Origin of the sequence: Sphaerisporangium fuscum, assembly GCF_018531465.1 — a bacterium.
Classification (GTDB): Bacteria; Actinomycetota; Actinomycetes; order Streptosporangiales; family Streptosporangiaceae; genus Sphaerisporangium; species Sphaerisporangium fuscum.
Genome location: NZ_JAHDTF010000057.1, coordinates 1 through 23,048, shown reverse-complemented (window position 1 = coordinate 23,048; position 23,048 = coordinate 1). Strand labels below are relative to the sequence as shown.

The following is a 23,048-nucleotide window of genomic DNA, read 5'->3' as shown; positions in this document are numbered from 1 at the left end:
CCGGTCACTGCGGTGCCGAAGTGGCGGACGCGGACGGCCCGCCGACCTCCGAGGACACTCCCGGGGACGAGCGCATGGTGCGTACCTCACGGGACAGCAGGGTCAGCGCCGCCGCCACGACGATCAGCGCCGCGGCGCCGTACTGCGTGGCCGCCGGCCCCGCCTTGGCCGCCATCGGCCCCGCCACCAGCGCCCCCAGCGGCATGGCCATCACCGATCCGAGCGCGTCGTAGGCCGAGACCCTCGCCAGCTTCTCCGGCGGAACGTTCCGGGCCAGCGCCACGCTCCACTGCACCATCATGACCTCCATCGCCAGATTGAGGACGACCGCGGCCACGCAGACCGCCGGCAGTGCCCAGTGCATCGCCAGGGACAGCGGCATGATCGCTATGGCTCCGCCCATGGCCGCCACGAAGAGCATGGGTCTGCGCGGGGTGAACCGCAGCGACAACACACCGCCGACGATCAGGCCGAGCGCCTCGGCCGCGGTGATCGCCCCCCACGCCGCGGGGCCGCCGAGTTCGGCCTTCGCCACGACGGGGCCGAGCACCTGGAACCCGCCGTACCACGCCATCAGGGTGAAGCAGAACTGCGCGGTGATCGCCCACAGCCAGGTGTGGGAGATGAACTCCGACCAGCCGTCGCGCAGCTCTCTCAGCATGCCGGCGCTCTCGACCCGCTCGTGGCCGGTGGCCCTGATGGACAGAAGCAGCGGGATGGTGCTCACCAGCCCGGCGCCGCAGATGGTCAGGGCCCACCCCGGTCCGATGGCCGCCACCACGATGCCGGCGACCGCGGCCCCGCCGGTCGTCGCGACGTTCATGGCCAGCCTGCTGACGGCGTTGGCCTGCTGCAGCAGCGTGTCGGGCACGATCTTGGGCAGCAACGCCTGCGACGCCGGCCAGAAGACCGCCATGCCGACACCGGTCAGCATCTCCAGCAGGATCATCTGCCACAGCAGGGCCTGGCCGGTCAGCACGAGGAGACCCAGCCCGCCCTCGCCGATCGCGATCATGATGTTCGCGGCCACGATGACCCGCTGAGGGGGCAAGCGGTCGGCCACGACCCCGCTGATCAGCGTGAACACCAGAGACGGCGCGATCTGGGCGGCGAGCACGTACGACAGGTCGGCGGTGGACCCGGTGATGTCCAGCACCGCGAACGACACGCCGACCGTCGAGAAGGCGAAGGCGCCCGGTGCGATCAGACGGTCGGCGAGCAGGAGCCGGAAGTCCCGGATCGCGAGAACGGGGAAGCGACGGGCGAGAGCGCGCCACGACATGACTATCTATCCGATCCAAGGCAGGGAAAAGGAGCATTCGAGGCTAGCCACACCGACCGCACAACGCAATTCATTTCCCGCCCGGCGCCCGGCCGCCTCTGCCCGCAGGAGCACGGAACCGGATCCCGCGCCGTCCCACAGCAATTCCGCAGCAGGCTAAAGAGACCCCACCGCCCCGATGAATTATCGAGCGGCGACATATCGGGTTTCGTCCGCACGACACGCCAACGGACCGCTCACTCATCTCAATTGAACCCTCCTGCTAGCGTGACGTCCGATGATCAACGATGGTGTTTCCGCTGTATGGAGAATACGGAAATGGTCCTTCGCAGGCGCTGGACGGCCGCCCTCGCGGCCCTGGCCGGCATCATGCCCGCGACCACGGCGTTCGCCGTTTTCTCCGGCAAGACGTCCACCACCGGAACCTGGAGAGCGGCCTCGGTCTACCCCACCGGCAATCTGACCGACTGGGGCAGGAACGACTCGGGGCAGCTCGGGATCGGCAACACCGCCGACAGCGTCAGCCCGGTGCATGTCGGGTCCGACACGACCTGGGCCGGTCCGGCCACGGGCGGGGCGTTCAGCTGTGCCGTCCGCAGCGACGGCACCCTGTGGTGCTGGGGGAACAACTCCTCCGGCCAGCTCGGCCTCGGCGACACCACCAACCGGCTGGTCCCTGTGCAGGTCGGCGCGGTCACGACGTGGAATTCGGTGACCACCGGGAACAAGTATGCCTGCGCCCTTCGCACCGACGGCACCCTGTGGTGCTGGGGCGACAACTCCTCCGGCCAGCTCGGCCTCGGTGACAACGTCAACCGCTCCACCCCGACGCAGGTCGGCGCCTTTTCCCGCTGGCAGATGGCCGCGGCCGGAGGCTCGCACACCTGCGGCGTCCAGCAGGGCAACACGGTGTGGTGCTGGGGCGACAACTCCAGCGGCCAGCTCGGCGTCGGCGGCACCACCAATCGCGCCTTCCCGACGCAGGTGCTCCTTCTTCCCGCGAAGTCGGTGAGCACGGGCACTGCGCACACCTGCGCGGTACGTACCGACGGCCTGCTGTTCTGCTGGGGTAACAACTCCTCCGGCCAGCTCGGCGTGGGCGACACCGTCAACCGCCTCATTCCCGCACAGGTCGGCCCCTCCAAAGCCTGGCAGGGCGCGCCCGCCCTGGGCGGCGCGCAGAGCTGCGGCCTGCAGGACGGAGTCCTGTGGTGCTGGGGGAACAACGCCTTCGGCCAGCTCGGCCTCGGCGACACCACCAACCGCCTCAGCCCTGCGCAGGTCGACGTGGTGAGCACCTGGGCCTCCGTCACCGCGGGTTCCACGCACACCTGCGGCCTGCGCGGCGGCGCCACCGTCTGGTGCTGGGGGAACAATTCCTCCGGCCAGCTCGGCCTCGGTGACACCGTGAGCACGACGACCCCTACTCAGATATCCGGCTTCTCCGGAAGCCTCGTCGCCACGGGACCCGATGCTTTCATGACCCTGTCGCTTGCTTAGCGGGAGATGATCGGTGTTTTACGGGAAGTGCATGTTGGCGTCCTTTTCGTCAGGGGAAAAAGCAGACACCGAAGTGGATCACGATGCCGGAGACCTGACGTGGCTAAGCAACGCACAAGACTCAATATGTCCCAATTTCTTGCGATGCCAATTGGGCTGCTCCTCAGCGGGGTGCTGGTATGGCAGGCATCGAACGCCAGCTTCATCGGGACCACCACCAACCCCGGTAACACCTGGTCGGTCGGAACCGTCAACCTGACGAACGACAGCGGCGGCGTCCCGATGTTCCAGGTGACCAACATGGTGCCCGGCAACACCGGAAGCCACTGCATCAAGGTCACCTCGACCGCCAGCGTCCCCAGCGCGGTCAAGCTCTACGCCAACATCACGGCCCCGCCGACCACCGACGTGAGCCCGTACATCAACCTGAAGATCGAGGAGGGTACCGGCGGCACCTTCGCCAGCTGCGCGGCGTTCAATCCCACCGGTGGCACCGCCTACAACGGCACCTTGGCGGACTTCACCGCCAACCACACGAACTTCGCCACCGGCGTCGGCCCGTGGTCCCTGACGGGCACCCCACCGGAGGACCTCACCTACCGCTTCACCTGGACGTTCAGCAACGCCGCTCCACCGTCGACCGAGAGCGGCTCCACACCGACCGTCAACTTCGTCTGGGAAGCGCAGAACAGCTGATCACTCTCAAACGGCAGGTGAACCCCACACCCACCGCCGGCGAGCCCCGCCGGGCAGCGCGGCGGATCCAGGTCGCCGGGTCCGCTGCGGCGCGTGCCACCCTCGGCGTACTCGTCGGCCTGCTCACCTGGTCACAGCTTCCGACGCTGCTCCCCGGCTGGCAGGCAACCGTGATCCTCACCGGGTCGATGGGCCCCGCCATCGACCCTGGCGACGTCGTGGTCTACGACCACATCCCCGCCCGCACGCTCGTCGCCGGCCAGGTGGTGCTCCTCCGCGACCCGGCCGACCCGGACCGGCTGCTGACCCACCGCGTGCACCGCGTCCTGCCGGACGGCCGGATCGTCACCGCGGGCGACGCCAACCCCCGGCCCGACTCCACGGCCTCGCCGGCCAGGAACATCCTCGGCATCGGACGGCTCCGTGTTCCCTGGATCGGCATGCCCGTCCTGTGGTGGCGACAGGCGCGGTACGAGCTGCTCGCCCTGACCGCGCTCGGCCTGCTCGCCCTCGCCTGGCTCGCCACCCGGCGCCCGGACGCTCCCTCCCAGGAGGACGGCGACGCATGACCTCGCCGGCCGCGGGGCCGGCGAGGTGAAGAAGACGGCAGCCGCCCCGGATCGACGGCGGCTGCCGATCAGGTCAGGGAGTCACTATGGCGAGCTGGTCGACGTAGTCCTCCGTGATCCAGTAGTTGTTGTCGGACGCGACGATGATCTGCAGCGGCCCGGCGACGCTGGTGGGCAGGGCGTACTCGCTGATCGTGCCGGTCGTGGTGACGTTGGCGACGTTGCCGGCGGACTGCTCGACGAACCACACGTTGTCGTCGAGGCCGAGGGTCATCCCCCACGGGAAGCTGTTGGGGTCGCTGAGGGAGTACTCGGTGAAGGTGCTGCCGGAGGTGTCGACCGAGCCGACCTTGCCGTTGCCGTCGCCGTACCACAGGTTCCCGTCCGATCCGGTGGTGATGCCGAGCGGCATCGCGCCGGAGGGAGCGGCGAATTCGGTGACCGTTCCACCGGTGGTGATCCGTGCGACGCTGCCCGCCAGAGGCTCGGTGAACCACAGGTTGCCGTCCGGACCGGCGGTGATGAACAGCGGGTAGGCGCCGGCGGTCGGCAACGAGTATTCGGTGATGTTGCCCGAGGTGTCGATCTGGCCGATCTTGTTGGCGTCCGTCTCGGTGAACCACAGATCGCCGTCCGGGCCGACCGTTATCGACCAGGGATAGGCGGCGGAGGTCGGCAGCGCGTACTCCGTGATGGTGCCCGAGGTGGTGATGCGCCCGATCTTGTTGTTGGTCGCCTCGGTGAACCAGACGGCCCCGTCGGGGCCGGTGGTGATGTGCGCGGGCTGGGAGTCGGCGGTGGGCAGGGAGTACTCGGTGAAGACGCCCCCCGTGGTCACCTTGCCGATCTTGTTGGCGTAGTTTTCGGTGAACCACACGTTGCCGTCCGGTCCGGAGGCGATCCCGACCGGGGTCGACGGGGTGGTCGGGATGGAGATCTCGTTGATGGTCGGCGTCAGCATGGCCCGCTTCGCCACCCGTGGCGCGGGCGGGAAGACGCACCGGATGTTCTTGTGCCGTGGCTGCAGCTTCAGTTTGAGGCAGAGTCTCGCCCACGGACGCGCGGGCGAGGGACGGTGGGGTGGCGGCGCGGCCGAGGCGGAGACGGGTGGACTCGCCGCCAGGACCAGCGCCATGGCCATAAGGAGGTAGCCCAGGAGTTTCGAGCTGCGATGCATGACATCCCTTCCAGGAATATGAGCAAGAAATCGGAACTGGACGGATTCATGCGATTTCGCGGCATGGCGGACCACTGCCGTGAATGGACTGCTCCGATACCGGCACAAGCGCTCTCCACGGCCCGAATCGGCGAAATCATTTATGACCGGCCCAGCCGTTCAAATATCTCCCGGCCACGCCGTTCCTCCTCCGGCGCCATCGTTTGTGGCCGGTCAGGAGTCCGCCAACTACCGGCGGGGATCGGCGAATCCGTCGGTCGGGCTCCACCCGGACCCGGCCCCGCGGGAGTACCGATCCCGATGAAGAGCCGTCGCGGAAAGGGAAGGCCGCTCTCAGGCCACCGAGTGGATGATGCTGCCGGTGTAGACCCCGAGGGCTATGGACGACGGGATGGTGACCACGATCGTCGGACGCCAGCTGGTGATCTGGATGCCCGGCGCCTTGGATCCCCGGAACGCGGTCTGCGGGGTGGACAACGAGACGCGCTGGGCCGCGGTCTGTTGCCCGGGCGTGCGGGAGCCCGCGCCGGAAGAGGCGGTGACGGGTCCGGACCAGTAAGCGATGTTGGCTTTGGCGATGGTCTGTGAAGCCGACCCGAGGCCGGTCTTGAAATCGGTGGCCGACACCGTCGCCGTCCAGGAGAGCGACCCGTTGCGGGCGTCCTCCACCGTGACCGTGCCGAGGCTCGCGCTGATCGTGCCGCCGGTGGTGCCGGTGCCGAGGCTCGCCGTGTCGGGCACGGTGATCGTCAGCCCGGTCTGCGCGGCGGCGGTCCGGCGGCGTTCCCGGCGAGGGCGCTCGACGGACCGTCCCCTTTCCGCCTCGCCGTCCATCATGCGGTCACGCGGTGGCCGGCCCTCCTTCCGCGGCCCTGGCGTGGCAGGGACCCCGGCAGGTGCGGACTCCACCGGTGCCGCCGCCTCCCTCGAGCCGTCGACGGGCCACGGCGTGACCACGGCGCCGAGAACCGGGGTCTCGGCCTGCGTGGGGACGGAACCGGGCGACGCCTCTCGCCCGATGCCCGTGCCGGCCTCTTGCCCGACACCGACACCGACGCCCGCCTCTCGCTCGATGCCCGTGCCGGCCGGCGCGGTGGGCGTGGCCGGCGGAGCGATTGACGGCGTGCCCGCCGGGCCCGAGGACGGCGTGGGTGCGGCCGGCGAGGGGGCCGGCGTGTCCTCTCCTGACGGAGACCACGCCCACGCGGGGAAAGGGCCCGGACGGCCGGACGCCACAGCCGTACCGGACGCGGGCGCCGGTGCGGCCAGCAGGCCTGCCAAGGTGATCGAGGCCATCAGCGACAGGCCACCGCTGTGGCTTTTCCTCATCCGTTTCCCTCGGGGAGTGTCTCGTTCGCGCTGCACTATTTAGACGTCGGTTCTCTTGGTTCGGCGAAAAGTATTGGCAGCTTAGGACTTCAAGATCGAATGATGTTTCGCACACGCCCGCCACGCACAGCAAATACGACGTAAAGAAGCACACGAGATGCGTCCACGACCGGCGCGAGGAGGGCGGCCGTTGTGCATTTGTCCGTATAGCGGAGCTGGCCCGCGGAAGTCCCACCGAACACTTCGGAAGACATGACGGCCCGGCGGGCGTCTCGCACCCCGGCGAAACCTCGCATTCCCCTCCACCAACCCAAATCACCCATTACCCGCCTGGAGATCATGAGGCCGCTCAAGAGGTGATCAAAACTTTCCACGAGCCCGTTCGTCCGGTTTCAGGGGGCTGATCATCGCGCAATAACTGATCACGTGACACAGCCCGAATGGGCCTGGATCAAGGGGGATCGGCAGTTGCCTGGAACAATCCGTCAAAGTGCCCTGCTGGCCGTCGCCATCGCCGCGGCCACCCTGGTGGCCCCGGCCGCCACGCCCGCCCAGGCCGGCACCTGCCCCGCCTCGACCACCTGCCCCACCACCGTGACCTTCACGGTCACGGCGCCGGACTCGCTCACCATCACCGTGCCCGACGGCCCGGTCAACCTCGGCGGCAACACCCCGGGCAACCAGGTCACCGGCCAGCTCGGCCTGGTCACCGTCTCCGACCAGCGGGCGGCCCTCACCGCCACCTGGACGGCGACCGTGTCCGCCACCAGCTTCACCACCGGTGGCGGCACCGCGTCCGAGACCATCCCCGCCAGCAGCGTCCAGTACTGGTCGGGTCCGGCCACCGCCACCACCGGAACCGGCACCTTCGTCCCGGGACAGCCCAACGCCGCGGCGGCGGTCACCCTGGACCAGCCGCGCATCGCCTTCAGCAAGACCTCGGGCTCGGGTAACAACTCCGCCTCCTGGAACCCCACCCTGATCATCAGCATCCCCGCCCAGGCCGTCGCCGGCACGTACACGGGCACGGTGAACCACCAGGTTGCCTAGTCCAGCCTCCTGGCGCCGCATCCTCGCGGCGCTGCCGTTCACGCCGGTCCTCCTGGCCGTAACGCCGGTGGCCGCGCCCGCCGGCGCCTCGTCCCCGCATCCGGCCGCCCCAGGCGGCCGGATCGGCATCGGCGTGGCCGAGATCCCCGCCAGCCGGGTCGACGATCCGCGTGCGCTCGTCTACATCGACGACCACGTCAACCCCGGGACCACCTTCAAAAGGCGCCTGAAGGTCTACAACATCTCGCCCCGCCCCCAGCACATCACGCTGTACGCCGGCGGCGCGGCCATCAAGAACCACCGCTTCACCTTCGCGCCGCCCTCCACGGGCAACGAGCTGAGCTCCTGGATCACACTCGACCGCACCAGGCTCGACCTGCGCCCCAACAGCAACGCGCTGGTCAGGGCCACCATCGCCGTACCGCGCTGGGCCACCGAAGGCGAACGGTACGCCGTGATCTGGGCGCGCGTCGCCACCCGCGGACCGGGCCCGAAGGCGAACGTCGCCCTGGTCAACCAGGTCGGGGTCCGCACCTACCTGCACGTCGGCCCCGGCGGCGAACCGCCCACGGACTTCGAGATCAGCCAGGTCCATCCTCAGACCGCCCCGGACGGCGCCCCGCGGATCGTGGCGACCGTCGCCAACACCGGCCGCCGGGCCATCGACCTGGAAGGCCGGTTGTCGCTGCTGGACGGCCCCAGCCGGTTGAACGCCGGCCCCTTCCCGATCACCCGTGGTACGACCCTGGCCCCCGCCGAACGTGGGCAGATCACCGTGGCGCTCGGGCGGGACCTGCCGAACGGGCCCTGGAAGTACCGCCTGACCGTGCAGAGCGGCCGCGTCACCCACACCGCCACCGGCACCATCGACCTGGCGCAGAAGGACGACCAGCCCGAGCGGCGGAGCATGGTCCTGCCCCTCGTGCTCACCGGCCTGGCCTGTCTTACGCTGCCCCTGCTCATCCTCGCCCTGCGCCGCGCCTTCGTCTCCGCGCGACGCCCGGGCCGTGCCGCAGGAGGAACGGAACAGTGATACACATCGACCGGCTCGACCACCTGGTGCTGACCGTCGCCGACATCGACGCCACGGTCGGCTTCTACGGCCGCGTCCTCGGCATGAAGCCGCTCACGTTCGGCGCCGGCCGTCGCGCTCTCGCGTTCGGCCGAGCCAAGATCAACCTTCACCAGGCGGGCCACGAGTTCGACCCCAGGGCCGCCCGGGCGGTCCCCGGCAGCGCGGACCTCTGTCTGATCAGCGTGGAACCCCTCGACCAGGTGATCTCCCACCTGGAACGCGAGGGCGTGCCGATCGAGGAGGGGCCGGTGCGCCGCACCGGCGCCGTCGGGCCCATCGACAGCGTCTACGTCCGCGACCCCGACGGCAACCTCATCGAGATCAGCGTCTACCCGGGAGACCGCTGACACCGGGCGAGGCGCCCGAGCGGTTCGTCGAACCCCCTTCGCCGGACCCAGCGGCACACCGCCTGACCGCCCATGGAATCGGCCGAACAGCCGACCGGCCGGACGGAATCTCCGTCGATCAGCCGACCCGCGAGAAGGAAGCGCACCGGGACGATCTGGTCGTCATCGCCCCGGCTTCGACGGGGCATCGCCGCGATCAGGAGGTTCATCATGGGTTCGGGACGGTCGCCGAGGTTCGCCCGGGCACTGCCGGCGGCGGTGCTCGCCGCCGCGGTCCTGTGGGCGGCGCCCCCGGCACAGGCGCACGACCGGCCGGACGGCCCCTGGGTCGCATCATGGGGGGCGGCCATGCAGCGGCCGACCCCCGGCACCGAGGACAACGGGCCGAACTGGTCGATGCCGGGCTTCGCCGACCAGTCGGTACGGCAGGTGGTCCGGGTCACGGCCGGCGGGTCCAGGCTCCGCATCCGGCTGTCCAACGCGTACGGCACCGCGCCGTTGCGCGTGACCGCCGCGACGGTCGGACGGTCCGGCGGAGGCGCCCTGGTCTGGCCGGACTCGATGCGGCGGCTGGCGTTCGGCGGGGCACCCGGCACCGTGATCCCGCCCGGCGGGGAAGCCGTCAGCGACGCGGTCGCGTTGCCCACCTCGCCACTGGAGAAGCTGGCGGTGACCCTGCGCCTCAACCGTCCGACCGGCCCGGCGACCTTCCACCGCTTCACCACCGCGACGTCCTACCGCGCCAAGGGCGACCACCTGTCCGGCCCCGGCGCAGAGGCGTACACCGAGTCGACCGGCGCCTGGTACTACCTGGCCGGCGTGGAGGTCACCGGGGGCGCCGCTCCCCAGGGGACCGTGGTGGCCTTCGGCGACTCACTCGTCGACGGCGTCGGCTCGACCGCCGGGGCCGATGCCCGGTTCACCGACAAGATCGCCGAACGCCTCGTCACCGCCCGCCGTCCCGTCAGCGTGGTCAACGCCGGCATCGCGGGCAGCCGGCTGCTGAACGACTCCTCGTGCTTCGGCGAGAAGGCGGGCACGCGCTTCCGCCGGGACGTGCTCGACCGGCCGGGGGTGAGCGCGGTGATCGTCCACCTGGGCGCCAACGACATCGGCTACCCGCAACTGGACGACGCCTGCGTACGGCCCAACCCGCGGGTGACGGTCCGGCAACTCGTTGCGGGCTACCAGAGTCTGATCCAGGCCGCCCACGCGCGGGGGGTGAAGGTCATCGGTGTCACGATCCCGCCGCTCAGGGGCGCCCTGTTCCCGTTCTGGACCCCCGACGTCGAGAAGGCCCGGGGCGCGGTCAACCAGTGGATCCGGACCAGCGGAGCGTACGACGCCGTCCTGGACGCCGACCGCGCCATGGCCGACCCGGCCCACCCCGACCGTCCCCGCCCCGGCTACGTCTTCCACGACGGCCTCCACCCGGACGACGCGGGCTACCACGCGATCGCCTCGGCCCTCGACCTCGACGCTCTCTGACACCGGGTCCCGAACTCTGTCACCCAAAGTGCCCTCCCGGACGGTAGTTGGATGTGAGTGCGTCAGAGGGAGTGCGGGATGGCGGACGGGTTCGCTCGATACGTCGAGCAGCGGCATGAGCGGCTGTGCCGTACGGCGTTCCTGCTCACCCGCGATTGGGCGGCGGCGGAAGATCTGGTGCAGACCTCGCTGATCAAGGCATGGGGCGCCTGGCACAAGATCGAGAGCGACCCGGACCCGTACGTGTACCGGATCATCGTCAACACCCACGCCTCCTGGTGGCGGCGGCGATGGCGCGGTGAGGTGCCCACCGAGGAGATGCCGGAGGGGCCCGCGCAGCGGGACATCGCCGCGGCGGTCGCCGACCGCGCCGCCCTGTGGACAGCGACCGGCGCCCTCCCGGCCAGGCAGCGGGCGGTCGTCGTCCTCCACTACTTCGCCGACCTGCCCCACGAGCAGATCGCCGACGTCCTCGGATGCTCACTCGGAACGGTGAAGAAGCAGCTCAGCCGGGCGTTGGCACGGCTTCGTGTGGATCCGGCCCTGCGCGATCTGAATGTGGAGGCGAACCGATGACGCAGTACACCGAAAGCGACCTGCGAACGGTGTTCGAGGAGTACAGCGCCGAGGGACCGAGGCGGCCCGCGTACCTGGAGGAGATCACCCGGCGCGGACGGGCCGCGCGCCGGCGCAGAAGGGTGACGGTCGGGGCCGTGCTGGCCGGGGCCGCCGTCGCGACCGCCGGCGTCGCCGGGGCCTCCGGACTGTACGACGGCAGGTCCGCACCGGGCCCCGCCTCGGCGGCACGGGTGACCAACGGCATCACGCCGCCCGCGACGGTCGTCGACATGAAGGGAGAGACCCTGGGATTGATCCGCTCCGAACGTCACACGACGGTCGGCCAAGGAGTGAAGGTGACCTTCCAGCCGACCACCTACAACACCGGCTACTCCATCCGCTGCGCCGACCCGGAGGTGTTCGTCCTGGTGAAGCACGGCAACGAGGCAGCCCTCGCCCGCTGTGGCCGGCGCCATGGCCCCGGCCTCGACAGCCAGTACGACTGGCAGTCCGCCGGGCCGGGGTGGCTCGGCAAGCGGCAGACCCTGGAGATCTGGCTCTTCCCCGCGGACGCCCCGATCGGCCGGAGGACGGACGACGGCCTCTTCGACATGGCCGTGGTCGTCCAGGAACCGGACCGCCTGGCGAAGGTCGTCGGCCACCACCCCAGCGAGTGGACGATCGGCGTCTACGACAAGCCGGCCGGGTTCAGGTGATCAGGTCCCAGGGGAGAAGGCAGAGGACGAAGCCGGCCGCGAGAAGCACGATGACCCCCGCGACGATCACGCCCCGATAGCGGGAGCCGCCGCCGGGCCCGCCGGCATCGACATCGACGACGACGGTCCCGGCCACAAGGTCATGCACACATCGCTTCCTCTTCCCGAAAATCCAAATCAGAATCGGTAGTGGAGAACCCGGACGGCTTGGCGGGCCAAGGTGGTGCTGAGGGCGAACAGGCGGGTCAGGGCCCGTACGGCGGGCGGGAAGGCGCTGACCTCCGGGGAGCGCACGAGAAGCATGTCCTGTGCCAGCCTCAGGCGGGAGTCCCAGCGTTCCGGCTCGTGGGCGTCGTCGAATCCGGCCGAGGCGGTGAGCCCGAGGGCCTTGATCGACGGCTGGTACTTCATGGCCCTGGAGGCGAACGATCCGTAGGCGTTGAAGGCCAGCTCGCCGCTCGGGAAATGGCCGGTCAGACGGTTGAACAGGCGGATGACGTCATCGCGGGAAAGGAACGGCAGCAGGCCGTCCGCGACGATGACGGCCGGACGGCCGGTGGGGATCTCCTTCAGCCAGTCCGGGTCGGTCAGCGCGGCGCCGACAGCGTGGGCGGCCGCCGGTTCCGGGAGCAGCCGCCGCCGGATCTCCGCGACGTTCGGGAAGTCGACGTCGTACCAGCCGACGGTGGCCGGAGGGCCGGCACGGAGGATCCGGGTGTCCAGCCCGGCCCCGAGGTCCAGCACGACCGCGTCCGGGTGGGCGACAAGGAAGTTTCGGACCACTTCGTCGAGCTTCTTGGCCCGCAGCGCGCTCTGTGCGACGAGGCCGCCGTTGACCTTCAGTCTCCCGAAGTCGTAGTCGATGCTTCCGACCAGCCGGTCGGCCGTGGTGTCGCCGAGGACGGGCCGGGGCGCGCGGCTGTCCAGCGCCCTGCAGTACAAGGTGAGGAGAAGCGTTTCCTGGACCGGAGTGAGGCCAGGGAGTTCGATCTTCATGGTTCGTGTCCTCTTCGGAGCCACCGGGCGCGTGGGACGACACCGCGTCACCCTGCCCGGTGGCGGTTCACGTGGTTTGTTCGTGAGTAGGCCTCGGCGGTCCCAGGTCCGGCTTCGACCGCCTGGCTCTTCGGCGGCACCAGATCCGGCTTCGGCCGCCCGGTTCGTCGGCGGCCCCTGGTCTAGCTTCGGCCGCCCGGACCTTCGGTGGCGACCCTGGCCAGCCAGGCCATGGACTCCTGGGCTTCGTGGATGCGCCTGGAGCGCGGGCCTTCGCCGCCCGTCAGTTTCAGGCCTTCTTCGGCGATCTCGTCGAAGACGCCGAGCGCGGCCAGCTTCCGCCGTACGACCTTCTGCCAGGCGTCGTCCTCGATGCGGTAGTAGGTCGTGCGCTCACCGGGGCGGCTCTGCCGGCGTACCAGGCCGATGGCCATGAGAAGCCGCATGTTGGAGGTGAGGGAGGCCCGGCTCGCCCCGATGGCGTCCGCGATGTCGCCCGCGGACTGGTCGGCGGGATCGCAGATCATCAACCAGCCCAGGATCCGCCCGGTGATCGGCGCCAGACCCCATTCTTCGACGCAGAACGCCGCCACGCGTTCGACCCAGCGCAGCAGCTGCTCGTGGTCGGCTCCGCTCTCCTGGGGCACTGGTCACAACTTTCAGCTGGTCTCGACGATCGGTGCGGGCGTCGTGGCGGCGATCCTGGTCCTGCGGAGGTACCGGTCGAACCAGTCGACGGCCAGGCCCACGGCCTCCTCGAGCCCGGGCCCGGTGTACAGCCCGAGAACATCGTAGGGCAGCACCTCCAGCCGCTTGGGCTCACCGGCCTTCTGGTAGGCGATCTGCACCTCGTCGAGCGTGTGGTACGGGTCGTAGCCGCCGTTGGCGACCATGAGAAGCGGCGTCGGCGCCAGGTACTCGATGAAGTTCTCGGGCGCGAAGGCGAGCATGTGCTCCATCGAGTCGAGCGTGATCTCGTTGCGGAACGTCGGGTAGATCCGTGTGGACAGTTCCTGTGCCTTCCTGGCCTCCTCGTGCCGCAGGTCGAGGAAGGGGACGCGCGCGCTCTCACCGGTCTCGTACCTGCGCTGCCAATCCTGCTCCAGTTGGTCGCGAAGCGCCTTGAACGCCTCCCTGCCGCGCCCCTTGAGCATGTACCGCCAGCCGTTGACGACGCTCGGGCTGTGCGCGACCACGGCCCTGACCCGCCGGTCGAACACGGCCGTCTGGATCGCGACGGTGCCGCCCATGCTCACGCCCCACAGCCCGATGCGTTCCGGGTCCACCTCCGGAAGCGATTGCAGATAGGAGATGGCGCTGCGGAAGTCCTCGACCTGGCGCTCCGGATACAGCAGGCCCCGGGGCTCGCCGTCGCTCGATCCGATGGTGCGGTAGTCGATGGCGAGCGCGACGAACCCGGCCGCCGCGAAGTGGGGCGCGAAGTCGGCCAGCGCCTCCTTCACCATCACCCCGCTGTGCCCGAGCACGAGCGCGGGCGCGGCCGTACCCGCCGGGAGGTCCTCCGGCAGGTACAGGTCACCGGCGCACTCGACGCCCATGCTGCTGAAGCGGATCTGACGCATCATCGGTTGCCTCCTAGTTGCTAGCAATTTCAGTCACTGCTGAAACTACTGGCAACTGTACTCCTCAACTCCGGGCAGAGCGCAAGCACGGCGGAGGCGTTCCGCGTCACGAACTCCCCGCGCCCCCGATCAGCGGCCTATCGGTCAGCTCGAACGGAGGAGGGGGCCAGAGCGGCCCACAGGGCGGCTCTGTCGACTGTGTCGATCTGCCAGGTACGGGAGCGGAGCGTCCCCCTGTGCCGATACTCACGCATGATCTCGACGTGCTGGCGCAGCCGTACGAACCCTCGAAGATCGTCCTCGCTGCTCCATACCGACAGCGAGCCGACCCGCCGGTCGGCCAGGTCCGTCCACAACCACATGCCGACCGCGCCGGGCAGGGTGGGCCACAGACGGCTCAGCGACAGGCCACGCCGCGCGATGCCGGGGAAATCGAGTGCCCGGCTCATCCGGAAGTCCGTCAGCGCGGCCACAAGCGGCCCCGGCCGCTCCGCCGCCGGTCCCGCGATCCAGCGTGACCTCAGCACGGCGCCACCTCCGGGAGCATCAACGGCGCGGCGGCGGCGCGGAGGCCATCGCTGAACGACGCCGGCCGCAGAGTGGCCGGGTCCAGGTTGACGTTGACCCGATACCCCTCGGCATGCACCACGGCGCGATCCGCCGACAGCACGCGGAAGCCGTACACCCCGCTCGTACGTCCCATCCGCTCGATCCAGAAGTGCACCCACGGCTCGCCCACCCCGGTGATGGGCACGTTGTAGGTCACCTTGAACTCGCGCACGGCCAGCAACACGTCCGTGAACGCCGACCGGCCGGGGTCGGACGCCCAGCCGAGCCGGTGCCAGTACGCACCGATCGCCCGCTCGACCAGCAAGGCGTAGCGCGAGTTGTGCAACAGCCCCATCGCGTCGAGGTCGTCGAAATACACCTGGACCGGCTCATAAACGCCGCCTGTGGTCATGTCAGTCCTCCGGGAGAAGTGTTGGGTCAGGGCAGAGCGCACGCAGGCGCTGGAGCACGGCACGACGGGCGTGAACGAGGACGGCCGGCCCGTCGTGCAACCGGGAATGGACGATCACCATCTCGCCGAGCGCGTCGATCTCGTAGGCCAGTTGGGCCGGATCCACGCTGTCGGCCAGCTCCCCCAGCGTCATGGCCTCCGCCACCAGCCGGCGGATGAATCCCTGCCACTCGCCCAGGGCCCGCGCGACACGATCGCGAACCGGTCCGCGACGGTCGTCGAACTCCGCCTGCACCGCGAAGAAGAAGCACCCGCCGGGCAGCACACCCTCGCCGTAGAACGTGAGCCGCGCCTCGTGCAGCGCGAACAGGCGTCGTACGCCCGCGGGGGCACGCAGGGCGGGTCCCACCACCTGTTCGGCCCACTGCCGGGCGGCCCACTCCACGGCATCGAGCTGCAGCTGCTCCTTGTCCCGCCAGTGCGCGAAGAACGCGGACTTGCTGACGCCGGCCGCCCCCGCCAGCCGCCCCAAGGAAAGCCCGTCCAGCCCTTCGACCGAGGCCAGCTCCACCGCCTGCTGGAGGATCGTCTCGCGACTACGCAACCCACGCAGCCGCCGCCCGTCTTGTTCCATGGCCGCCAATCTACATTAACGACCGGTCGTTCATATAGTGGGGACCGCAAACTCCGGCTTCGCTCCCCCGGCGATCGGTTTCCCGTGATCTCCGCTCTCTTCGGCCCCGCTACTGGCACCATGTCGGGACATGGAGATCATTCCCGGCCATGGGGTGGCCATGGTCAAGGTCGGTGAGGCCCGGGCGGACGTCGAAGGGCGCATCGGGGTACCGGTGCACGGGCCGGGCGGCGCCAAGGCCGTCCACTCCACCACGCCCATGCTGGTGATCAGCTACACGCCGGACGACACCGTCGAACTCGTCGAACTCGCCTACGACGGCCAGGGAGGCGAAGAGGTCTTCTTCGACGGCGTCCAGCTGACCTTCCGGTTCCTCGACGACGTCGTGGCGGACCTCTTGGCGAAGGGATACACGAGCGTCCCCTCGGACATCGGGTTCGACTTCCACGCCGGCTTCTCCGTGTGGTCCATGCACTCCCTGTGCGCCCAAGATCTGGACCCCGACGCCACCGAGGACGACGAGAGAGCCGTGTCCGAAGGCGTCTCCGTAGCCCCGTTCTCCTACTTCAGCCAAGCCTGAAGCAGCGCTCTGTTCCGTCGTAGGCCACGGTGAAGCGACGTAGGGCCGTCGCGGTGACTGCTGAAGTCACCACGACGGCCCTAGAAGGTCCCTGTCAGGACAGCCCGAGCAGGAGCTTGATCGGGCCCATCGCGAAGTAGATCACGAAGAGCACGGTCACGACCCACAGGAGCGGGTGCAGTTCACGGGCCTTGCCCTTGACCAGCTTGATCAGGACGTACGTGATGAACCCACTGCCTATTCCGGTAGAGATGCTGTAGGTGAACGGCATCAGGACGATCGTCAGGAAGGCCGGGATCGCGATCTCGTAGTCGTTGAAGTCGATCTCGCGGATCGCGGTCATCATGAGGAAGCCCACGACGACCAGGGCGGGTGCCGCGGCCTCGTAGGGGACGATGTCGACCAGGGGCGACAGGAACACCGCCAGCAGGAACAGCACGCCGGTGACCACGCTGGCGAAGCCCGTGCGGGCGCCCTCGCCGACGCCGGCGGCCGACTCGATGTAGGTGGTGTTGGACGAGACCGAGGCGGCGCCGCCCGCGGCGGCGGCCACCGAGTCGACCAGCAGGATCTCCCGCGTACGCGGGAGCGTGCCGTCCTCGGCCACCAGTCCGGCCTGGGCGCCGACGCCCACGACGGTGCCCATGGTGTCGAAGAAGTCGGTGATGCACAGGGTGAACACGAACAGCACGGCCAGCACGACGCTGATCTTGCCGAACGAGCCGAACAGGCTGAACTGGCCGAGCAGGCCCAGGTCGGGCGTCCCGACGATCTTGTCAGGGACCTTGGGGACGACCAGGCTCCAGCCGGCCGGGTTCTTGCCGCCGTCGGACGACCCCGCCTTGGCGATCGCCTCAACGATGATCGCGAGGATCGTCGAGCTGACGATGCCGATGAGGATCGCGCCCTTGACCTTCCGGGCGACGAGGAGCGCGGTCACCAGCAGGCCGACGACGAAGACGAAGATCGGCCAGCTGATCAGCGACCCGCCGATTCCGAGCTCGAGGGGAGTGCCGGCGGCCTTGCGGACGAATCCGGAGTCCACGAACCCGATCAGGGCGATGAACAGGCCGATGCCGACGCTGATCGCGGTCTTCAGCTGGCTCGGGATCGCGTGGAACACGGCCGTGCGGAATCCGGTCAGCACGAGGATCGTGATGACGATGCCTTCGAGCACGATCAGCCCCATCGCGTCCTCCCAGGACACGCGGTTGGCGACGCCGAAGGCGATGAACGCGTTCAGGCCGAGGCCCGCCGCGAGGGCGAAGGGCACCTTGGCCACGACGCCCATGAGGATCGTCAGGACTCCCGCCGTCAGCGCCGTGGCGGCGGCGATCATGGCGAGGTTGGGTGTGGCCCCGTCGCCGAGGTACTGGCCGTCCGCGTCCTTCACGGTGCCGAGGATCAGCGGGTTGAGGACGACGATGTAGGCCATCGTGAAGAACGTGGCCAGCCCGCCACGGATCTCACGACCGAGCGTCGACCGACGTTCCGAGATGTGGAAGTAACGGTCGAGCCGGCCGGTGAAACCGGTGGTCGGCTGAGGTGCTGGAGTGGTTTTCGCGCTCACGCGGGCAGAGTGGCAGGCGGTATCACAGTCCGAAAGACCCCTGACTTGCTCGTGGTCCGAATGAGACCAACTTGTACTGTTTGGGACGGGGAGGAGGGTACCCGACCCGGCCAGCACCACGCGAAGCGCCGTCGCCTAGGCTGGACTTCGTGAACGAGCCCCGCCCCCTGCAACCCGCACCGATGAGGACGAACGACACCGCCACGATCCTCACGGGGACGGGTCTCTGGGTCGTGGCCCTGGTCGTCCTGCTGATCGTCGGTACGTCCCCCGAGCACCGGTGGTGGATCTGGACGTGTGTGGCGGGCATCGGTCTGGGCGCGTTCGGCTGCTTCTACATCTGGCGCCGCGACCGCCATTCCCCGGCGCCCGACACGAGGACGTCCACCGACCGCGAGGAGGCCGCCCAGGGCTCCTGAGCGGGCCCCGGGCGGCGCGAACCGGTCAGCTGTCGAGATCGGCCTCGGCCAGAAGCAGGGGGACGGCGTCGGGGTCGCGGAGCAGGGCGGCCACCGCGAGGCGATCCCCCCACTGGCCGCTCGCCCAGGCAAGGCCCCTGGCCAGCCCTTCGACTCCACAGGCGTGGACGGCGCCCTCGTAGAAGCGCCACGGCACCGGCACCCCGTCGACCGTCAGCTCGTCGTGCTCGACGTACGTCGCGGGCGCGGACGGCAGCAGTGACCGCACCTGCGCCGGCACCGGCCGTTCCCGGCCCGACGAGGTGACCTCCCCGTCGACCTCCTCGCCGATCACCGGCAGGTCGAGCAGCTCCGACAGTGCCTCGGCGAGGTCGAACGGCGCGAGCACCAGCGGGCGCGAGGCGACCAGCGGCAGCAGGTCGGGGGCCTCGACGACCACCGGGCCGCCCGAGGCGACCAGGCCCTCGACGCTCGTGCCGCCGTTGCCGCCGACGGGATGGCCGTCCTCGGCGTCGGCCACGATGATCTGCCCGTTAAGCACCGCCCGTACGGCCGTCGGCGGCGCCACGCGGGAGGGCTCCACGGCGGCCAGGGCGATCCACAGCGAGCGCAGCTGGGCCCGGTCGACCTCCAGGGAGGCGTCGGCGAGCAGGTCGAGCAGCTCGTCGGGCCCGCCGTGCGAGGCGAGCAGGTCGGCGAGGGTCGTCCGTACCCCGATCATGGCCAGCGCCGTCTGGTCCACGCCTACGGGCGCGTCGCCGTACAGGCCGTAGAGCAGGGGGTCGCCGCCGGGAAGGCGCAGCGAGGTGGGCCGCTTCCCGTCGAGGACCGGGTGGCGCGACAGCCACCAGGCGGTGTACGACGGGACCTCGACGATCTCGCCCTCGGACAGCACCCGCAGCGGCTGGAGCGCGGCCCGCAGCGGCGGCCGGGACAGCAGCGCGAGCGCCGCCGGCCAGTCGGCGACGTACTCCAGATCGCGGATCGCGCTGAACTCCCGCGCCACCGGAGGCACCCCCGTGTCCGGCAGCAGGTCGAGCACGGCCTCCAGCCACTCGTCCTCCGCGTCGAGCTCGTGGTCGCACTCGTCGGGGTCGAGCATGACGTCGGTGTCGTTGACCACGGCGAACCCGTCGAGCACTCCGGCGGCCGACAGCACCCGCGAGCCGTACCGCTCGACGAGGTCGGGGGCGGCGACGCCGAACGGCACGTCCTGGTCGATGAGCTTGGCCAGGGACCCCTCGCCGAGCAGCAGCTCACCCGCCGGGTAGAGCTCGCCGTCGGCTCCGCGCAGCGCCAGCGCCGACAGCCACGGCGCCTCGCCGGGCGTGATGCCGGCCGCGTCGACCAGGGCCAGCACGGCCTGCGCCACCGGCTCGGGGTCGGCGCTGTCGAGGGACTCCGAGACGGTCGCGTGGGTGAGCGGGTCGTCCAGGACGCTTCTGGGGGTGGCCTCGGCGGCGCCGAGCCGGAGCAGGAGGGGGTGGGCGGCGTCCGGGTGGACGATGCGCAGCCCGAGCGGGGCCAGGAGCGCAGGGTCGAGGGAGGAGCTGTCGGTGAGCACCAGCGTGCCGCGCGTGCCCCGGACGAGACGGCCGTCGGCCAGCGGGACGGGGACGGCGCCGAGGGCCTCCCGGTCGTCGGCGGGCACCACCTCGTAGATCGAACGCCACCAGGCCGGCGGCCTGTCGTCCACGGCCTCGCCGGAGAGCATGTCGACCACGTCGGCGAGCTCGACGCGCGTGACCCCGAGCGTGGTGAGCGCGGGATGCTTGGCCGCCCAGCCCGCCGGGAGCAGCCCCGGCACCACGTGGGCGATCGTGTGGAGGAACTCGGCGGGCCCGGCCACCACCGACGCCTCCCGGCCGGACACCACGTATGTGCCGTCGGCGTCCGGCTCGCGGGAGCCGTCAGGCCCGCCGGACTCCGGGTCGGCGGGGGCGGAGATCGCGGGCAGCAGCGGGGTGTCGGGCAGGCGGCGCAGGATCGCCCGGCGGATGGCGGCGTCCAGCTCGCCCTTGCCCATGAGCCCGGGGACCAGGTCGAGCAGGCGGGGCGTCTTCGGCAGCGACGCGAGCAGCCGCAGGTAGGTCTCGGCGGCGCGCTCGATGAGGAAGCCGGCGAGCGGGCCGGTGGCGACGTGCCGCCGGTCGGTGGCGAGCGGGAACGTCGCGATCAGCAGCGCGGGCAGGTCGAGGGGCTCGTCGCTCGGGGTCGGCGCGTGGACGACGGGGGCGACGTCCTTGGGGAGCCGCCCGTGGTCGGCGGGGACCGCCCAGCGGACCAGCCAGTACGGCCGGGCGCGCTCTTCGGTGGGGCGGTCGGCGAACAGCTCGGCGACCTGCTCCGGGGAGAAGTGCCCGGACTCCTCGACCACCTGCCAGCCGGCGGCGGAGACCGTGCGGGTCTCGCCGTCGACCTCGATCTCGATCGACTCCAGCGCGGGCATGGCCAGCGGCAGCGCGGGCCCGGTCTCGGCGAGCATCTGGCGCACGGCCTGCTCGACGGCCTTGTCGCGCAGCGGCAGGCGGACGACGGTGTCGAAGCCGTCCGGCACGTCGACCGGGCCCGCCTCGAACGGCAGGCGCAGCATCGGCACGTGCCCGCTGCGGGCGGCGAGCTCGCCGGCCAGCGCGGGCTCGGCGCCGACGAGCGCGGCGGTCTCCGGACGCGACCAGCGGACGGCCCCGGTGGCGCGCGAGGCGATCAGCGGCTCGTCGCAGACCGACACCACGGCCGCGAACCCGACGCCGAACCGGCCGATCGAGCCGATCTCGTCGCGCTTGCCGGAGACCCGCAGCGTGGCGAGGCCCTCGACGCCGGCCTCGTCGAGCGGGGCTCCGGTGTTGGCGGCGCTGAGCACGCCGTTCTCCAGCGTCAGCCGGAGCCGTCCGGGCACACCGGCGCGCAGGGCGGCGTCGGCGGCGTTCTGCGCCAGCTCGACGATCAGGCGGTCGCGGTACCCGCCGAGGGCGAAGTCCTCCTCGGCGTTGGCGTCCTCGCGGAACCTCGCGGGCGAGGCCGTCCAGGCGGCGAGGACGGTGGCGCGCATGCGTTCGGTGCCAAAGATGTCAGTCACCAGTCATGTCCCAAAGGTGGATGAGGTCGGCCGGCCGCCCGCCGGCCAAAGCTTCGGTAGATCTTCCGGCTGGAAGGCTCCGTGGAGCTTACGGCCTGGGCCCGACACTCATGGCCGGGACCCGGGAATCAGTACCGCGCCGCGCGGACGGCCGGAACGGGCCGCACGCCGCCCCGCGACGGCCGGACGGCGCGGGCGGAACTCAGGAATGGCCGAGAGGCTCGCTTCCCTCTTCGTCGACCGAGCCGGCCTCGTCGACGGGGCCGGCGGCGGGAGCATGCTCCTCCATGAGGTCGTAGCCGAGGTCGTCGAGGATCGGCGTGGCGTGCTCGCCGCCGGAGGTCGTCACGACGGCCGCCTCGGAGTGGGCACCGCAGCCGTGGTCGGCGGCCACGACCCTGCCGTCATCGGGGGCGAACTCGTTGGCGCAGACGCCGAAGCCGAGGCGCAGGGAGCCGGCCAGCGGCCAGTAGAAACCACAGGTGGAGCACTGCGCCGGCGCGGCGTGGGCGATCGGCGTGTGCGGGCCGGCCTCGCCGGCGTGCCAGCGGCGCACCGCGCGGTCGCGCCCGATCGGCGACAGCACCCGGGCGCGGCCCAGCCCGTACTCGAAGATCATCTGCTGGTCGACGTCTTCACCGGTCTCGGTGTATCCGGGGGCCAGCCGGTCGTCGTCCTCGGGGCTGGGGAGCAGGTCGCCCACGCCGAGGTCGCCTGGACGCAGCCGCTCGCTCCACGGCACCCACGCCGGAGGGAGCAGCGCGTCGCCGCCGGGCAGCAGGACCGTCTCGCTCACCGTGACGTTGCGCGCGCGGGACGCGCGGCTCACGGTGATGGCCCAGCGCCAGCCGCGGTAGGCACGGTCGAGGCAGGCGAAGTAATGGGTGACGACGCGCTCGCCCTCGCTCTCGAAGCCGAGATGCTCGCCCACCTCGCCGGAGCGCGCGATTTCCTCAGCGGCGGCCCGGGCCAGCTCCACGGCGGCGGCGCAGGCCTGGTCGACTGCAAAGGTGCGGGAACGGGTGCGACTCACCCCTCAATTCTCGCCCATGCTGGGACCGGACGACACGCCTATCCACCTGCTCGCGGCGATCCGGCCGTCCTTGTTACCACCATCCCGTGGCGAGCCGGTCGTCCTCCACCAGGCGCCATGTAAGAGTAAAGATGGGGCCAATGGGAAGAATTGGCCGACCGCGTCTGGTGACCTCCGAAGTCCTGGGGACCTATCGCGTAGAGGGAGGAAGCGTGGGCCGCCCGGCAGCCGTTCCCGGCGCCGCGTCCGCGTCCGCGCGCAAGTGAATGGCGGGTGCCTGGGACAGGGCGCGGGGTTCGCTCTCACGAGCCGGACGTGCGGCGGCCGGTGCGGGCCGCGGCACCCTGCGCGCCGGCCGCGCGGCGGTGAGCGGGACGGCGGGCGCGAGCCGTACGGCGGCCAGAGG

General features: G+C 70.5%; 24 protein-coding genes. 11 read left to right on the top strand and 13 right to left on the bottom strand.

All coding sequences use genetic code 11. From position 1 onward, the window contains the following. Positions 1-4: 4 nt before the first annotated feature. Complete coding sequence (locus KIK05_RS44640) at positions 5-1,282, bottom strand: MFS transporter (protein ID WP_214417003.1); 1,278 nt, start codon at positions 1,280-1,282, stop codon at positions 5-7. A 318-nt stretch (positions 1,283-1,600) separates the two neighbouring features. Here KIK05_RS44640 and KIK05_RS44635 point away from each other — a divergent pair, with 318 nt between their 5' ends. The 3 genes from KIK05_RS44635 (at position 1,601) to KIK05_RS44625 (ending at position 4,047) form a co-directional block, all read left to right on the top strand. Next, positions 1,601-2,782, top strand: a complete 1,182-nt coding sequence (locus tag KIK05_RS44635) for an RCC1 domain-containing protein (protein ID WP_214417002.1) — start codon at positions 1,601-1,603, stop codon at positions 2,780-2,782. Positions 2,783-2,908: 126 nt separating this feature from the next. Beyond that, complete coding sequence (locus KIK05_RS44630) at positions 2,909-3,478, top strand: hypothetical protein (RefSeq protein WP_214417001.1); 570 nt, start codon at positions 2,909-2,911, stop codon at positions 3,476-3,478. 17 nt (positions 3,479-3,495) lie between these two features. Then, positions 3,496-4,047, top strand: coding sequence for a signal peptidase I (locus KIK05_RS44625; RefSeq protein WP_214417000.1), 552 nt, complete (start codon positions 3,496-3,498; stop codon positions 4,045-4,047). Between the two features lie 73 nt (positions 4,048-4,120). Here the strand turns inward: KIK05_RS44625 and KIK05_RS44620 are convergent, their stop codons facing one another. After that, on the bottom strand, positions 4,121-5,224 hold the full coding sequence (locus KIK05_RS44620; protein ID WP_214416999.1) for a Vgb family protein: 1,104 nt from the start codon (positions 5,222-5,224) through the stop codon (positions 4,121-4,123). A gap of 333 nt (positions 5,225-5,557) precedes the next feature. After that, the gene (locus KIK05_RS44615; RefSeq protein WP_214416998.1) at positions 5,558-6,553 is read right to left on the bottom strand and encodes a hypothetical protein; all 996 of its coding nucleotides are present in this window, start codon (positions 6,551-6,553) and stop codon (positions 5,558-5,560) included. 468 nt (positions 6,554-7,021) lie between these two features. Between KIK05_RS44615 and KIK05_RS44610 the strand changes: the two genes are divergently transcribed. From KIK05_RS44610 to KIK05_RS44585, 6 genes are all read left to right on the top strand, one after another. Further along, positions 7,022-7,603 carry a hypothetical protein gene (locus tag KIK05_RS44610; RefSeq protein WP_250564502.1) on the top strand — a complete coding sequence of 194 codons (582 nt, stop codon included), beginning with the start codon at positions 7,022-7,024 and terminating at the stop codon, positions 7,601-7,603. Continuing rightward, positions 7,596-8,636 (top strand): hypothetical protein, encoded by a 1,041-nt coding sequence (locus KIK05_RS44605; protein ID WP_214416997.1) that lies wholly within the window; start codon positions 7,596-7,598, stop codon positions 8,634-8,636. The genes KIK05_RS44610 and KIK05_RS44605 overlap by 8 nt, the downstream gene beginning before the upstream one ends. Further along, positions 8,633-9,025: a VOC family protein gene (locus tag KIK05_RS44600; protein ID WP_308250410.1), complete on the top strand. Its 393-nt coding sequence runs from the start codon at positions 8,633-8,635 to the stop codon at positions 9,023-9,025. The genes KIK05_RS44605 and KIK05_RS44600 overlap by 4 nt, the downstream gene beginning before the upstream one ends. Positions 9,026-9,235: 210 nt before the next feature. After that, positions 9,236-10,513: an SGNH/GDSL hydrolase family protein gene (locus KIK05_RS44595; RefSeq protein WP_214416996.1), complete on the top strand. Its 1,278-nt coding sequence runs from the start codon at positions 9,236-9,238 to the stop codon at positions 10,511-10,513. 78 nt (positions 10,514-10,591) lie between these two features. Then, on the top strand, positions 10,592-11,089 hold the full coding sequence (locus tag KIK05_RS44590) for a SigE family RNA polymerase sigma factor (protein WP_214416995.1): 498 nt from the start codon (positions 10,592-10,594) through the stop codon (positions 11,087-11,089). Further along, positions 11,086-11,787 carry a hypothetical protein gene (locus KIK05_RS44585; RefSeq protein ID WP_214416994.1) on the top strand — a complete coding sequence of 234 codons (702 nt, stop codon included), beginning with the start codon at positions 11,086-11,088 and terminating at the stop codon, positions 11,785-11,787. Before KIK05_RS44590 ends, KIK05_RS44585 begins: the two co-directional genes overlap by 4 nt. On the opposite strand, the gene KIK05_RS44580 is transcribed toward KIK05_RS44585, so the two are convergent. From KIK05_RS44580 to KIK05_RS44550, 7 genes are all read right to left on the bottom strand, one after another. Beyond that, complete coding sequence (locus tag KIK05_RS44580) at positions 11,780-11,935, bottom strand: hypothetical protein (RefSeq protein ID WP_214416993.1); 156 nt, start codon at positions 11,933-11,935, stop codon at positions 11,780-11,782. The genes KIK05_RS44585 and KIK05_RS44580 overlap by 8 nt on opposite strands. Before the next feature lie 29 nt (positions 11,936-11,964). Next, positions 11,965-12,783 carry a class I SAM-dependent methyltransferase gene (locus KIK05_RS44575; RefSeq protein ID WP_214416992.1) on the bottom strand — a complete coding sequence of 273 codons (819 nt, stop codon included), beginning with the start codon at positions 12,781-12,783 and terminating at the stop codon, positions 11,965-11,967. A 182-nt stretch (positions 12,784-12,965) separates the two neighbouring features. Continuing rightward, entirely contained in the window at positions 12,966-13,430 is a 465-nt protein-coding gene (locus KIK05_RS44570; protein WP_214416991.1) for a GbsR/MarR family transcriptional regulator, read from the bottom strand. A 12-nt stretch (positions 13,431-13,442) separates the two neighbouring features. Next, positions 13,443-14,369, bottom strand: a complete 927-nt coding sequence (locus tag KIK05_RS44565; protein WP_214416990.1) for an alpha/beta fold hydrolase — start codon at positions 14,367-14,369, stop codon at positions 13,443-13,445. 134 nt (positions 14,370-14,503) lie between these two features. Continuing rightward, positions 14,504-14,893, bottom strand: coding sequence for a hypothetical protein (locus KIK05_RS44560; protein ID WP_214416989.1), 390 nt, complete (start codon positions 14,891-14,893; stop codon positions 14,504-14,506). Further along, positions 14,887-15,327: an acyl-CoA thioesterase gene (locus KIK05_RS44555; protein ID WP_214416988.1), complete on the bottom strand. Its 441-nt coding sequence runs from the start codon at positions 15,325-15,327 to the stop codon at positions 14,887-14,889. Before KIK05_RS44555 ends, KIK05_RS44560 begins: the two co-directional genes overlap by 7 nt. A 1-nt stretch (position 15,328) precedes the next feature. Next, entirely contained in the window at positions 15,329-15,961 is a 633-nt protein-coding gene (locus KIK05_RS44550; RefSeq protein ID WP_214416987.1) for a TetR/AcrR family transcriptional regulator, read from the bottom strand. Positions 15,962-16,091: 130 nt separating this feature from the next. Here KIK05_RS44550 and KIK05_RS44545 point away from each other — a divergent pair, with 130 nt between their 5' ends. After that, complete coding sequence (locus KIK05_RS44545; protein WP_214416986.1) at positions 16,092-16,541, top strand: hypothetical protein; 450 nt, start codon at positions 16,092-16,094, stop codon at positions 16,539-16,541. A 94-nt stretch (positions 16,542-16,635) separates the two neighbouring features. On the opposite strand, the gene KIK05_RS44540 is transcribed toward KIK05_RS44545, so the two are convergent. Further along, positions 16,636-18,111, bottom strand: coding sequence for an NCS2 family permease (locus KIK05_RS44540; RefSeq protein WP_214416985.1), 1,476 nt, complete (start codon positions 18,109-18,111; stop codon positions 16,636-16,638). Between the two features lie 149 nt (positions 18,112-18,260). Here KIK05_RS44540 and KIK05_RS44535 point away from each other — a divergent pair, with 149 nt between their 5' ends. Next, positions 18,261-18,530 carry a DUF2530 domain-containing protein gene (locus KIK05_RS44535; protein ID WP_308250409.1) on the top strand — a complete coding sequence of 90 codons (270 nt, stop codon included), beginning with the start codon at positions 18,261-18,263 and terminating at the stop codon, positions 18,528-18,530. Between the two features lie 25 nt (positions 18,531-18,555). Here KIK05_RS44535 and KIK05_RS44530 read toward each other — a convergent pair whose 3' ends face one another. Together KIK05_RS44530 and KIK05_RS44525 are read right to left on the bottom strand one after the other, a co-directional pair. Then, the gene (locus KIK05_RS44530) at positions 18,556-21,609 is read right to left on the bottom strand and encodes a sacsin N-terminal ATP-binding-like domain-containing protein (RefSeq protein WP_214416984.1); all 3,054 of its coding nucleotides are present in this window, start codon (positions 21,607-21,609) and stop codon (positions 18,556-18,558) included. Between the two features lie 202 nt (positions 21,610-21,811). Further along, the gene (locus tag KIK05_RS44525; protein WP_214416983.1) at positions 21,812-22,642 is read right to left on the bottom strand and encodes a DUF3027 domain-containing protein; all 831 of its coding nucleotides are present in this window, start codon (positions 22,640-22,642) and stop codon (positions 21,812-21,814) included. Between the last annotated feature and the right edge of the window lie 406 nt (positions 22,643-23,048).